Here is a 14159-nt window from a genome sequence, read left to right on the forward strand (position 1 = left end):
AAAGGGTTATTTAATGAATAATGAATTATAGATAATGAATAATGAATAATGAGAGCTGGCAGTTTTTCATGGTTTTAAACACAGGCAATTTTCAAACATTCTATAACTATATTTAAAAAACAAAAATGTGATGATGAGCAGATGTCCCTCTTCGGAGAGGGCCAAGGGAGTGGAGGCTTTTTAATGAAGAATGAATAATGAAAAATGAAATATAGAGGAGCTGAGACTTTCTCATAAACCTTAACACATGCTATTTCTGAACATTTCGTATATATCCATTAAAAGATAAAAGTATGATGATGAGCAGATGTCCCTCTTTGGAGAGGGCCAAGGGAGTGGAGGCTTTTTAATGAATAATGCATAATGAGAGCTGTTAGTCTATCAAGGTTTAAAACAAAGGCTATTTTCAATCAATTGACTTCAATTTTTGGGATAGTGTCTTCCATTCACAACTATATCTATTATACTTGATTACTGATTACTGATTACTGATTACTGATTACTGATAAAAAAGTGAGATGGTGAGAAAGTGAGAAGGTGAGAAGGTCGTTCCATAAGGTTACTGATTACTGATTACTCATAACCCCGCATTATCTAAAGCAACCTCCAACCTAGACTCAAAGACGTGCACCGGTTGAGATTCATCCTCCAGTGATATCCTGCATAATGTCTCTAAATCTAATTCCTCCTGAGATGCGATGATAAAACGTCCTTTCTTAACCAATTCTCTTCCCAAATATTCCTGTTCCGGCTGTCCGGGAGTCGGTATAAGAATTCCCTTTTTATTGAGTGTGACAAGGTCCATGACCGTGGTATATCCTGTCCTGCTGATGACTCTTTTGCTCTCATTGATGGCTTTATTGAGATTCTCAGCAGTCATAAAATTAACAGTTTCGGTGTGCCCGGGAAGTTTTAAGGCCGGGTAACCATTTCCGGGAAGACCACGAACGATGAGGAATGAATAGGGTAATAGTACCACCTGTTCAGTAATTGCTAATTCCAAATAGGTCCTAGCAGGCTCTGGACCTGATAGAATTACTATAAAATCACGTTTAGGTTTTTGTTCCTTGAATTTGAAACGGGACAAAGGCCCCAAATAACTTATTTTTTTGAAGCCTTTTCTGTCTGACATCATTCCACTGATATTGTTCGGTGGAGGTGCATCTGGAACCCAGATCTCGTCGAATTTTTCAATCATGAATTTATTAATAGCTGAAGCAGAAATGGTCAGCGCTTCATTGGAAAGTATCAGTTGAAGTTGATGAGTGATAAAAACGTTTTCGGTTTTCTTCGACCTGCAACCAAACCGATTGTCAGAGATGATTATATCTATCTGATGTTCTTTGACGTATTTTTTGACATGGGCTTTCTCTTTCTTGATAGCCTTCATCATAAACGGTATCTGAAGGAAGAGTGATTTCATCAGATTTTTACCTTTATAATGGATGCCATATCCTGGAAGTTCAGTGAACAATAGCTCGGTGAATTCCTCCTTTAGCAAGGCTAGAGCCACTCCATCTGAACCTATATGTACTTCGTGTCCCCGTTTTACCAGACTTCTGATGACAGGAATGCATCTGGCGGCGTGGCCAAGACCCCAATTGAGCGGTGTAATTAAGACTTTTTTCTTTGACATATCATTACATTATTGAAATCAACAGCAAACCATCGAAATCAAAAGTTAATTAGCAAAGTTAGCCTCCGTATGTTAACTTAAAATGAAATAACTATTAATCTTCCGGTTGGAAATAATTAATGATAGATGTCATTTCGGCATCATCCTTGAGATTAGGATTGATCTGAAAGAGGATTCTATGTGTCTCGTAGTCCTCTGATAATGCCTCTTTTAGAATTTCAGATGCTTCGTCTTTTCTATCTAAGGCCACTAATGTTAACACCTTGATATAAAGTAGCTCTGCCGAATATGTGTATTCATCAGCTTCTTCAAGGATTTCCAAAGACTTTTGGTATTCTTCTATCTCATATAAGAACTTGGCATGGGCAAACCATATTTCAGGAATATCTCCGCCTATTTCTGTAGCCTTGATAAAATAATAATTTGCTTTGTCTACTTCACCGATCTTGTAAAATGCTTCTGCTGCAGCAGCAAAGTATTCCTCTCTGCAATCTTCTATTTTTAATGCTTTAAAATAGTGCTGGAGTGCGATTTCATATTTATGTTCTGCTGCAAAACAAATGCCTAGATTATAATGTACTTCATCGTTATAAGGATCAAGTCTGTTTGATTTTCTGAAATTCAGTCGTGCCAGACGATATTGTTTCAATTTCAAATAACATTCACCGATACAAGCGAAGACTTCACTATCAGGACCAAGATTTTCCAGTGCATCTGAGTATACTTTTAAGGCGAACTTGTACTTACATAGTTGAAATGCAAGATCTGCGCAATCTTTGTACCCTAATTCAAAAGAAGGCTGAATTATGAATGAATATTCGTAAGCTGCTATAGCATTTTCATATTCACCGATGCAAGAATAGGCCTGTCCAAGGTTATACCAAGCTAAATAAGCGTATGGATCGTTATTAAGTAATTGATTCAGGTAGTTAATGCCTTGATGGTAACTTCTTTGAGCTTCCATATAAGACCAAAGCTTTTCCATGGCTGGTTCATTGCCCGGCTCTAGATCAAGTACAAATTTGATGTGGGTAAACATCTGGTTGTAGTCTTTCAGGATTTCATGGATATTTGCCTTCAACAAAGAAGCGCTAAGCCTCTCTTTATATGAGCCAGAAACCATGATATCACTCAACATAGAAAAAGCATCATCGTAAGCCTTATCCATTATAAGGCAATTAGCTTTCATTAGCTTTGCTTCATTCTCTGCAGGAGCCAACATTAATGCTTGATCTAAGGCCTCAAACGCCTCCGAAGTGTTATTCAGGGCTATTAGTATTTGTGCTTTTTTGAGAAAAAGGTCAGGTATATAGCTGAAGCGTTCCAAAGCAAGATCAGTGATCTCCAAGGCTTTGTCCAACATTAACTCTTTTTCAAAGTATAAAATAAGTTCAATAAAATCTTTTTCATGCAATAAGTTGAGGCCTCCGTTCTGAGACATTGCTTCAAACTCATTGACTATATTTGGGATTGTATTATTATTTGCATTAAGATTTCCGTCCATACATACTGTTCACTTAAAAGGGATTCATTCAATTCGGCGGTAAATATATGTTTAATTTGAGTGAGTGGTGTACTTTTTTTATACATATTTATTTCTATAAACCTTGATTTTACAAGGCATTACAAAGATTTGTAATTTGTAAAACGCTCTTTGGTACAGCTACTTAGGCATGCAGATTATTATAATACCAAAGACATGATTATCCAAAATCTTATCTTACAGTATTTAAAACATTATTAATATTATTATATTTGACAATGCCCTTTCGCATTGATTATCAGCACATATGACAAAGGGATTTATATGTTAATGTCTTTTATGGCATGGTTTATTTTATTTCCACCATCTATTGTACCGTGTTAGTCCTCCTTAATAGCGGCTTTTGGACTTGTTGCATGTAAAAGAATGCAGCCTATCGTTCATATCTTCCCGCACGCCGCTATGATCTTTGAAATAAATGTGATTTGAAGGATTGATCCAGTTACGCCCTGGCATATGGTAAGGCTAAAGCTTGTTTAAATAAAAAGGACCCCAACTTTCGCTGAGATCCTTCCTGTCAAAACCTTATATGAATTAGTTAAATATAGCTAGTTGACAAAATTAATTTTGCCATTAACCTTATTTCCTTTTTTTATATTCGTGATTACTTCAGTGGCTTTCATGCCAGTTCTTTTATGTGCATTTTTTTTAAGCCCCGGAATTTCTTCGTAGAAAATATGGTCATTATTGACCACATCATATTCTTCTTTAAATCCGGTCAGCACAGCTTTGATGTTTTTGGTAGGTGCCTTTATTTGCTCAAATTCCCTTATCATTTCCAACACATCAAAATCTATATAAAATGTTTTGGTCGCATCTATCACCACTGTGCAATCATTGGGCAACCTATCTAAGGTCATAGTCAATGCTGCCTTGTTAAGAAAGGATACCTCCTGGGACAGCTCTATTCTTATCATGTTAACTCCTTCAAGTTGTCCTTGGTGCAGATGATACGTATTTTTAAGGTTACCTATCAGAATAGCTCCAACTGCGATGGCCATACCAATGGCCACTCCCACGAGCAGATCCGTAAAGACGATAGCAACTACTGTAGCAATAAATGGAAACCAACGATATTTATTCATTTTGAAGAATGACATGAATACAGAAGGTTTGCATAATTTATATCCTGTCACGACCAGAATGACTGCTAAAGAAGCCAATGGTATATAATTTAAAATGGCAGGAATCAGCATGGCACCCACCAAAAGTAATATGCCATGTACGATTGTAGATAGTTTGGACTTAGCGCCGGCATTCATGTTGGCAGAAGACCGCACTATAACAGAAGTAATAGGGATTCCACCTATCAGTCCACTTATTATATTACCCGTGCCTTGTGCAAGTAACTCTCTATTGCTGTCTGTAAATCTTTTTCCGGATCGATCTTGTCAGTAGCTTCTATAGTAAGTAGGGTCTCAAGGGATGCCACCACTCCTATGGTCAGAGCCAATATCCAGATATCTTTATTGACGATATATGAAAAATCCGGAGTTGCAAACTGACCAAGAAACGAAGCAAAATCCTCTGGTATCGGAAGATTTACGAGATGCGTTGATTCAATGATAAGCCCTTTAGAAGCTGTATAAATAAATATAAAATTGACCAAAACCCCTGTCAGCACTGCCAGTCCAGCCCCGGGTACCAATTTTAGTTTTTCCGGTTTGTATTTATCCCAGAGCACCATGACCAATAAGGAGACGATACTAGTGATCACAATGCCAGGTTGAATCCCGTTCAAAACCTGTTCTATGGTAGCGGTAATATGTGATTCGTTTGGACTTAATGTACCATCACTTAGTGATTCGGCATCATATCCGAACAAATGGGGCAACTGCTTGAGGATGATGATGATACCTATTGCAGTGAGCATTCCATTTATGACATTTGAAGGGAAATAATATCCAATAGTTCCTGCTTTAACTATGCCTAATATTACCTGGAAGATCCCTGCAAGAATCCCCGCCAATAGAAATCCTTCAAATGATCCAATTGTAGAAATTCCCGAAAGAACAATTGCCGTTAACCCAGCAGCAGGTCCACTGACACTTAACGGAGACTTGCTGATACTTCCTACGACAATACCTCCAATGATACCTGATATCATTCCTGAAAATAGTGGTGCACCTGAAGCTAAGGCTATTCCGAGGCATAAAGGCACTGATATTAAAAAGACGACCAGGCCTGATAATATATCAGACTTTAAATATGCTTGTAATTTTTGCATTTTTATTTTGAATTAAATTAAAAGAAATGAGGACATGCTTCGCACATGCCAATTATTGTTGACCTGATGATCGGTCGAAATATTCTTTTAATTTAAAATTTGGGAGGAGGAATGACAATGTCATTGATGTGAAGTAGAATGGATCTATTCAAAAAGTAGTTGAGATGAAGCATATCCCTCTGCTCAATAGGGAAATATGGAAATTTTAAGATCGACGTAGGTGGTTTCTTTTCAGTGACCTGTTCAAAAATTTCTTCAGCGGCAGGCATACCAAAATCATTTTTAACCTTAAGCTCATGCTCTGTCTTTGCCAGATTTTTGAATATAAGACCACGGCTATTTCCGCTGGTAGCGAAAATAAAAGTCATACAAAGTAATATGATACCTGTGGTTTTAAACATTGTGTGATAAACGAAGATTAGTAAAAAAGGTTTAAACAATTCAAAGTTCGTAAAAAAATAAGACTGAACAAAAATATTTTTCATTCAGTCTTAATTAAGCGCTACAAAATTTTCTTATTACTAATTATTATTTTTACGTGCCAATTGCTGCTTTTCGTATTCCTCTCTAGTCAAAAACTGCAGAGAAATCGAATTCACACAATGACGTGTATCTTTTGATGTCAGTCTTTCTCCCTCAAATACATGACCCAAATGCGCTTTACAATTTGCACATACGATTTCCGTTCTGGATCCATCAGCATCAGGTATTCTCTCTACTGAACCTTCGATCTCATCATCAAATGCCGGCCACCCGCAATCACTTTGGAATTTGTCTTTGCTGTCATATAGAGGTGCGTTACACCTTCTACATTCATATACACCATTACCGGTAGATTTATAATATTTGCCGGTGCCGGGATACTCTGTTCCTTTATCTTCAATGACTCTTGCTTCGGCTGATGTGAGTTCATTCCACTTTGGTACACTTTCCATTTCTGTTGATTTTTGATTTGATTTTAATTTGTCAGCAAATTTCTTTCTGAATTTTTCTACTTTAGGCGTGATGATAAATCTACAATAAGACTCATTACTATTTTCATTATAATAGTTTTGGTGATAATCCTCTGCTACTGAAAATTTGCTCACCGGAAGTACTTCAGTAGTGATTCTATCACCCCATATTTCTTGAGCTGACGTCTTAATAGAATTTTCGGCTATTTTCTTCTGAGCTTCATTGAAGTAATAAATACCACTTCTGTACTGAGGCCCGGAATCATTACCTTGTCTATTAAGTGTCGTGGGGTCATGGATAGTCCAGAATACATCGAGTATGTCATTTAAACTGACTTTTTTATTGTCAAAAGTAAGTTTGACAACCTCTGCATGTCCTGTCAAACCTGAACATACCTGTTTGTATGTAGGATTATCCACATGGCCATTTGAATATCCGGATTCAACCTTTGTAACTCCGTTTAGATCCTGATAAACTGCTTCCAAACACCAGAAACATCCTCCTCCGAGTACTATTGTCTCTTCATTGGCAGGATCAGTCTTTTCAACAATTTGTGTAGTTTTGGCATTCAGTTCATCTGGCTTGCTATCTTTGCTGTTGCAAAATGAGTTGAATGATGCCAATAAAAAAATGAAATATTTCATTTGTAATATTTTTAATTTTAAACGTATAAATTTATAATTAGTTGAGCCCCTGGCTTCATTAGTTTTATAGAATACTGATATAAATAATGGGAGATATCAATACTTTTTTTTCCATACATACCATCGAAAGGGAGGGAGATCTTCTACCTGGATTTAAGATTCGACTTGATTCAGACCATCCTATTTTCAAGGGCCATTTTCCTGGGCAACCGGTGCTTCCTGGTGTATTGATCCTTAAAATAATTACATCGTGTGTTTCCTTATACCAGAAGAGAAACCTGCTGATATCGAAGGTTAAACAATGTAAATTTCTAAATTTTGTCGATCCAATAATAAATCCTGAACTTTTTCTGGATATTGAGATTTACGGAACAGATAGCCCTTTGGATGTTAAAGCAGTGTTAAGAAGCGAAGAGGTCGTCTTTTCAAAAGTAAGCATTTCACTTACAGAACAATTAAAAGCTTAGATGGCATCTTTGGATGAAATAACAGGGTCTGTGATGAAGGATTCAAAGATATGTATTCTGATACCTACATATAACAATGGATCGACGCTTAAGGCTGTGGTAAATGGGTGCTCTAAATATACTTCTAGCATTATTGTGGTGAATGACGGCTCTACAGATAACACTTCAGAGCTATTAAATGCTTTCCCAAACTTAATTATTCATACTCAGGAATCTAATCAGGGCAAGGGTATAGCCATTAAAACAGGATTTCGAATAGCGCTTGAGCATGGCTATGACTATGCCATCACCATAGATTCTGACGGTCAGCATCTACCGGAAGATATTCCAATTATTGTAGACTTTCACCGCTTCAATAAAGACGCCATCATTATTGGATCCAGAAATATGGAAAGGGAAGGTATTCCTGGAAAGAGTTCATTTGGCAATAAATTTTCAAATTTTTGGTTTAAGTTTGATACTGGCGTTGAACTTCCTGATACGCAATCGGGTTACAGGTTATATCCTATTCGATTGATCAAAGATCTGAAGCTTATTACTTGGAAATTTGAATTTGAAGTGGAGATTCTAGTGAAGGCTGCATGGAGAAATATTGAGATTCTGCCTGTTCCTGTGAGGGTTTATTATCCTCCTAGTCATATCAGAGTTACACATTTCAGACCTTTTCAGGATTTTACTCGGATAAGTTTACTAAATACCATTCTTTTTCTACAGGCATTTTTTTGGTATATTCCATTAAGATGGTTCAGGAAAATATTAAGTGTCGGGTTTTGGAAAAGCTTTGGAAAGACATTGCATGATCCCAAAGAAAGTGTGATTCGGAGATCGACCTCCATTGCTTTTGGCGTTTTCATGGGTATTTTTCCGGTATGGGGGTATCAGCTAATCATTGGTTTGACCATCAGCCATTATTTAAAATTGAATAAAGCTCTGTTTACACTTGCAGCACATATATCTATTCCACCAATGATTCCTCTTATCCTTTACTTTAGCTATATGATAGGAGGAAAAATAGTATCTGACCCGAGAAAATTGAATTTTTCTAACTTTGACTATTCCATTAATTCATTGGCAAATAACCTTGAGCAGTATTTGGTTGGTGCAGTAATACTTTCGATATTTGCAGCCGTTTTGGCTTTTTATATCAGCTTTTTTATCTATAAATTATTTGCCAGGACTGTTCCTAAACTAGTATCTTAAATCATGGGTAGACCATTCATTTATATCTTTAATAAATTAAGAAAGTACCCCTTTGTTTTTTACATTTTATTGTGCGCAATCGCCCTATATGCCGTCTTCGGTATTGTTAAGCTTAAGTTTAACAATGATATTTTTTCTATTTTTCCACAACATACTACTTCCAAGAATTATAAATCTCAGGTCACAAATCTGAGATCAAATAATAACATGCTCATTCTTTTGCATGTTGAAGAGCATGCTGATACTTCCTTACAACTCTTGCTTGATAATGCGGAATGGTGGGAAAACAGACTTGCATCTTCTCCATATCTATCTCAAAGCATCAAAGACACCCGAATCAGGATGACGGACAGTCTCCAAAGAGTGCTCTATGACAGCATCTTTTACAATCTTCCATTGTTGCTTACTGCCCAAGATCTTGATTCCTTGTCGCGTAAGTTGGATAGTGAAGCGCTGACGAATATAGTGAAGGCCAATGCAAGAATGAATAATAGCTTCACTGGACTAGCACTTAAATATTATAATGAATTAGATCCATTGCATCTTGCTCCGACGGTCCTAAAAAAACTAAGTTCTTTTCGGACCGTACCCAGCCTCACTCAAGCAAATGGTTTCCAGATTTCTACAGATGAAAGAAATTTATTATTTGACATCACAGCTATCTTTCCTGACAATGAAGACCCTAGATATGCAGGACTTATAGATACTTTATTCTCTATGAGAGGTCAAGGCGAAAAAATGTTTGCTCCAGTAAAAACTTATCTTATCGGGGCTCCCATTGCTTCAGAGATCAATAAAGACAGATCGTCAAGAGATGGAAATCTTACAGGGATTATCTCCATTTTTCTCACCATGGGTTTGCTATATTATTTCTATAGACGTAAGAGGCTTTCACTCATTGCCTTGGTGCCTTCAGTAGTAGGTTATGCGATGGCATTGGCCACATTTGGATATTTTGGTATTCCAATAGTAGCTATGGCAATGTCTTCTGCTACTATTATTCTTGCTATGGGTATCAACTATTCCATCCACCTTATCAATGCACGGATCCACCATGATTCAATTGAGGAGGCTATAAGTGAAATATCTTCGCCTTTGCTCATTGGGAACGTGACGACGATCGCAGCTTTTGCGCTGTTAGTTTTGTCAGATAGCTTGCTATTACAGCAATTCAGTTATTTGGCAGTGATCAGTCTTGCCGTAGGTGTTTTGACCACTCTGATCGTCCTACCCCAATGGCTGCACAGCGAAAAAACTCGTGAGAGGGAGGTGGCCATCAAATGGTTCGAGAAGATGACTAGCTACGATTTCCATAAAAATAAATGGATCATAGGTGTTATAGTATTGGGCACATTTGCTATGATCATCCCTTCTTCAAAAATTCAATTTCAAGGAGATCTTTCCAAATTAAATTATATTCCAGATGAGGACAAGGCAGGTTTTAATATAATTGAAAATGATCTGGGATTCGATCTTTCCAGGACATCACTTCAAGTCAAAGCCACCAACCTTGATTCTGCACTTACTATCTATGGCAAGGCAAGAAAGGACCTACTGGAGATGGACAGCGCTGCTTTAATTCCTGATATCACCGCTATACAGCCTCCTGCTTCACAACAATACAGTAACAGTGAAGCATGGCATAGTTTTTGGTCAGATTCTTTAAAAACAAGCATGAATGTTGCCTTGAAAGCACAGGGTATCTCAGCATCGAAGGATGTTCAGGGTTTCCTGGCTAAAACAAGTATGCTTGATTCCACAGCTGTGCCTGAAAGAATGACGAATGAGTTCAAAAACTCTGTACTCAACCGCTTTATTAAAACAGATGAGAATCACGAAATAACGATCAATGCTCCTGTAATTGGAGATTTCGATCTAGAACATCAAGATCCTGATGCACCATACCAATTGTTCAACAGGCAGCATTTTGCTAATCAGACAGCCGGATTACTCCAGGGAGATTTTAACAATATACTTTTTCTATCAGCATTAGTTGTCTTCCTATTATTATTCATAGTCTATGGCAGATTGGAGCTTGCTATACTTTCATTCATCCCGATGGCTATCAGTTGGGTTTGGATCCTTGGTATCGCACACCTTTGTGGTATTCAAATTCACATCGTCAATCTGATACTATGTACATTTATATTCGGGCTCTGTGATGATTATTCAATATTTATGATTGATGGTCTCACTAAGGAGTTCAGCACAGGCAAGAAAGTGATCAACAATGATAAAAAAGTCATTGTTATCTCTGTTCTTGTCACTATGATCGGACTTGCTGCCATGCTATTCGGCAAGCATCCGGCTTTTCATTCCTTTGCAGTGCTGGCATTGGTTGGTCTTATTGTAGTACTGATCTTATCATTGACACTCCAACCCGCCTTATATCATTTCTTCGTTACTTCCAGAACAGAGAAAGGCAATGCGCCTATGACCCTACTTAGTTTCATAGTCACCATAGTAACTTTCACTACATTTATCGTTCTAGGTATATTACTAAGTATAATCGGATTAATGTGGAAATGGACAGGATTAATGAAAATCCCTGCATTGAAATATATTTTCCATGTCTTGATAAAATATAGTTGCAAACTTGTTTTATGGATCACACCAACAGCACATTTTAAAAATATTGGACTTACCAATATAAATTGGGATAGACCGGGAATAATTGTTTCCAATCATCTTACCCATATTGACTTGCTTTTATTAATAGGCTTGCATCCAAAGTTGGTAGTTATGACCAATAGTTGGGTGTATAACAATCCCGTTTACGGTGGGCTTGTCAGAGCTGCAGGATATTTGCCGGGATTTGAAGGAACAGACTCTATAGTTGAAAAAGCGAGAGAAACAATAGATCAGGGATATTCTATTCTAGTCTTTCCGGAAGGTACCCGATCGATTGATGGAAAAATAAAACGCTTCCACAAAGGCGCATTTTTTCTTGCTGAAGAACTAGACGTTCCCATTTACCCGGTTGTTCTGCATGGAGTCAACGTTGGCTTAACTAAAGGTGATCAACACATTAAGTCATGTACAGGGACGCTAAATGCACTTCCGGCTATCAATGGCAGAGATACTTCCTGGGGCGAAAGTTATACCATCAGAACTAAGAATATCAATAAGATGATGCGGGAAGAGCTGGATAGAATTGCTGTCCGCATGGAGACTCCGGAGTTTCATTTTGACACTCTTAGAAAAAACTATCTATTCAAGGGTCCTGTTACCTACTGGTATGCAAAGATTAAAACCATTAATGAAAATCTTTACAAGCAATTAAATGATCTGATACCACGCAATGCAAAAATAACTGATCTTGGTTGTGGATATGGTATGATGGATCTGATGTTATCACTTTGCAGTGCTCAAAGGTCCATTACAGGTATTGATTATGATGAAGATAAAATAGACTTAGCGAATAATAATTTTTCTGTAGCTGGCAGAGATCTCCATTTCATTAATGCAGATATTATTACATATGCTTTGGAGGAAAGTGATGTATTCCTTTTATATGATTGTCTGCATTACCTTAATGAACCTGAACAGGTCGAATTATTAAAAAATTGTGCCAATAATCTTAATCCTCAGGGAATGATTATCATTCGAGAAGGAGTTGAATCCTCCGGCATTACTAAACATTCAAATACGAAGTTTACAGAATGGCTATCGACAAAGGTTTTTGGCTTTAATAAGATAAAACACGATCTTAGATTTATAAATGAATCAATTGTTTATAAAATGGCGGAAGAGTTTAATTTTTCAGTTGAGAAAAGTGAGGATTCAGCACTGTCATCCAATACTTTATTTATAATTAAAAACCAGTTCAATCCTGTTTGATCTTTTATCGATGCAGCTAGTATCAACTAATCTCAAATAAATGTCTCAAATAGATGCTCATTATGATCACGCCATCATAGGCAGCGGAATCTCTGGACTTCTTTGTGCAGCCTATTTGGCAAAAAAAGGCAAAAAGGTAATTGTACTGGAAAAAAATCATCAGATCGGCGGATGCCTTCAGGTTTTCTCCAGAGATAAGAAAATCTTTGATACAGGAGTACATTACGTTGGCAGTTTGGGTAAAGGCCAGCCATTGAGACAACTATTCGATTTTATTGGCATTGGTGATCTTTTAAAATACCAAAGATTGGATATGGACGGATTCGATCGGATTTACTTCGAAGATGAACAGATCGAATATAAATTTGGTCAGGGATGGGATAATTTTATATCAGGCTTATCTAAATATTTCCCTGAAGAGTCTGAAAACTTGGTATTGCTCGTAGAAGAAATTAATAGAATTGTGTCATTGTTCGGCCCTTATCATCTCAAGGAACTTGAAGAAAATTCCGTTACTATTGAGATACTTAGCTTATCTGCATATGAAGTAATTAGTTCATTTATAACTTCTGAAAGGTTGATCGCAGTATTATGGGGCAATTCTATTTTGTATGCAGGAAATAAGGCGAAAACACCTTTTTACGTATTTGCACTAATCTTAAATAGTTATGTAGAAGGTTCTTACAGACTCATCCATGGGGGTTCTCAGATATCCAAATATCTTTCAATGATTATCCATGACAATGGAGGTTTGGTGCGCAAATATGCTGAAGTGACATCGATAGAAATAAAAGAGGGAAAAGTGGATAAAGTTATTATTGATCAAAATATCAGCGTAAATGTTAGCACATGTATCGCAGCCATTCATCCGGCTTGCGTGATAGGGCTTCTTCCGGAATACTCATTGAGACCCAGCTATGTTTCAAGAGTTAAAGAGTTGCAAAATACTCCTGCATTTATTTCTGTTTATTTTTCTTTAAAAGAAAATGCGCTTCCTTATTTTAATTACAATACTTATATCCTGAAGAATAATGATGCAGCCATGCATCCTGATGGGCACTTTGATGATAATTGGCCGACAAATATGATGATCAGTACCGGATGTGAAGAACACGATCAGCAGTATGCGAATACAATCAATGTACTGGCATATTGTGATGTTAAAATTTTTAAAAAGTGGGAAAGCACCTTTAATACGACAGCCAAGCATCAGGAGCGTGGACAAGATTATGATCAACTAAAAAAAGAATTAATTAATAAAATAGCGAAAAAAGTTGCTTCAAAAATTAGCGGGTTTGAAGATATGTATTTTGCTGCATATTGCTCAACACCTCTTACCTACCGTGATTTTCTCAATGTACCTGATGGTACAGGTTATGGAGTTGAAAAGGACTATAATAATGCCTTATTTACGTATATTTCCCCAAAGATGAAAATACCAAATATGCTAATGACCGGGCAGAATACGGATCTTCACGGAGTTTATGGAGCATCTATTTCAGCATTATTGACATTGAAACATACATCTGAAGGGAAATTAATTTTTGAAGAAATCAATGAATTTCTAAATAATTGATGAATTAATTTTTACAATGAATATTAAAAAAATAATAAAAATAACTTTTAAAATCATCCTAATTATCTTAGG

Annotated in this window: 10 protein-coding genes; 4 read left to right on the top strand and 6 right to left on the bottom strand. The window is 36.8% G+C overall.

Annotated elements, in window-relative coordinates; all coding sequences use genetic code 11:
- Positions 1-577: 577 nt before the first annotated feature.
- From IPI15_RS15320 to msrA, 6 genes are all read right to left on the bottom strand, one after another.
- Positions 578-1636: a glycosyltransferase family protein gene (locus IPI15_RS15320; protein ID WP_287421098.1), complete on the bottom strand. Its 1059-nt coding sequence runs from the start codon at positions 1634-1636 to the stop codon at positions 578-580.
- Positions 1637-1730: 94 nt separating this feature from the next.
- A complete protein-coding gene (locus IPI15_RS15325; RefSeq protein ID WP_287405399.1) occupies positions 1731-3140 on the bottom strand; it encodes a tetratricopeptide repeat protein in 1410 nt (469 codons plus the stop codon).
- Between the two features lie 587 nt (positions 3141-3727).
- Positions 3728-4504 (bottom strand): SulP family inorganic anion transporter, encoded by a 777-nt coding sequence (locus tag IPI15_RS15330; RefSeq protein ID WP_353845320.1) that lies wholly within the window; start codon positions 4502-4504, stop codon positions 3728-3730.
- Positions 4501-5406, bottom strand: a complete 906-nt coding sequence (locus IPI15_RS15335; RefSeq protein WP_287421100.1) for a SulP family inorganic anion transporter — start codon at positions 5404-5406, stop codon at positions 4501-4503. Before IPI15_RS15335 ends, IPI15_RS15330 begins: the two co-directional genes overlap by 4 nt.
- A gap of 92 nt (positions 5407-5498) precedes the next feature.
- A complete protein-coding gene (locus IPI15_RS15340; RefSeq protein WP_287421102.1) occupies positions 5499-5891 on the bottom strand; it encodes a hypothetical protein in 393 nt (130 codons plus the stop codon).
- A gap of 36 nt (positions 5892-5927) precedes the next feature.
- On the bottom strand, positions 5928-7004 hold the full coding sequence (gene msrA, locus IPI15_RS15345) for a peptide-methionine (S)-S-oxide reductase MsrA (RefSeq protein ID WP_287405403.1): 1077 nt from the start codon (positions 7002-7004) through the stop codon (positions 5928-5930).
- Positions 7005-7090: 86 nt separating this feature from the next.
- On the opposite strand from msrA, the gene IPI15_RS15350 reads away from it, so the two are divergent.
- From IPI15_RS15350 to IPI15_RS15365, 4 genes are all read left to right on the top strand, one after another.
- Positions 7091-7471, top strand: a complete 381-nt coding sequence (locus IPI15_RS15350) for an ApeI family dehydratase (protein WP_287405404.1) — start codon at positions 7091-7093, stop codon at positions 7469-7471.
- The gene (locus tag IPI15_RS15355; RefSeq protein ID WP_287421104.1) at positions 7472-8671 is read left to right on the top strand and encodes a DUF2062 domain-containing protein; all 1200 of its coding nucleotides are present in this window, start codon (positions 7472-7474) and stop codon (positions 8669-8671) included.
- Between the two features lie 207 nt (positions 8672-8878).
- On the top strand, positions 8879-12511 hold the full coding sequence (locus tag IPI15_RS15360) for a trifunctional MMPL family transporter/lysophospholipid acyltransferase/class I SAM-dependent methyltransferase (protein WP_287421106.1): 3633 nt from the start codon (positions 8879-8881) through the stop codon (positions 12509-12511).
- 40 nt (positions 12512-12551) lie between these two features.
- On the top strand, positions 12552-14087 hold the full coding sequence (locus tag IPI15_RS15365; protein ID WP_287421108.1) for a phytoene desaturase family protein: 1536 nt from the start codon (positions 12552-12554) through the stop codon (positions 14085-14087).
- The last annotated feature ends 72 nt before the right edge of the window (positions 14088-14159 follow it).

It is taken from the genome of Candidatus Brachybacter algidus (assembly GCF_016707225.1).
GTDB classification, from domain to species: Bacteria; Bacteroidota; Bacteroidia; order Chitinophagales; family Saprospiraceae; genus Parvibacillus; species Parvibacillus algidus.

Bases quoted from the DNA above. Each gene is read 5' to 3' on its own strand.
- IPI15_RS15320 (WP_287421098.1), bottom strand. From the start codon at position 1,636: ATGTCAAAGAAAAAAGTCTTAATTACACCGCTCAATTGGGGTCTTGGC.
- IPI15_RS15325 (WP_287405399.1), bottom strand. From the start codon at position 3,140: ATGGACGGAAATCTTAATGCAAATAATAATACAATCCCAAATATAGTC.
- IPI15_RS15335 (WP_287421100.1), bottom strand. From the start codon at position 5,406: ATGCAAAAATTACAAGCATATTTAAAGTCTGATATATTATCAGGCCTG.
- IPI15_RS15340 (WP_287421102.1), bottom strand. From the start codon at position 5,891: ATGAAAAATATTTTTGTTCAGTCTTATTTTTTTACGAACTTTGAATTG.
- msrA (WP_287405403.1), bottom strand. From the start codon at position 7,004: ATGAAATATTTCATTTTTTTATTGGCATCATTCAACTCATTTTGCAAC.
- IPI15_RS15350 (WP_287405404.1), top strand. From the start codon at position 7,091: ATGGGAGATATCAATACTTTTTTTTCCATACATACCATCGAAAGGGAG.
- IPI15_RS15355 (WP_287421104.1), top strand. From the start codon at position 7,472: ATGGCATCTTTGGATGAAATAACAGGGTCTGTGATGAAGGATTCAAAG.
- IPI15_RS15360 (WP_287421106.1), top strand. From the start codon at position 8,879: ATGCTCATTCTTTTGCATGTTGAAGAGCATGCTGATACTTCCTTACAA.
- IPI15_RS15365 (WP_287421108.1), top strand. From the start codon at position 12,552: ATGTCTCAAATAGATGCTCATTATGATCACGCCATCATAGGCAGCGGA.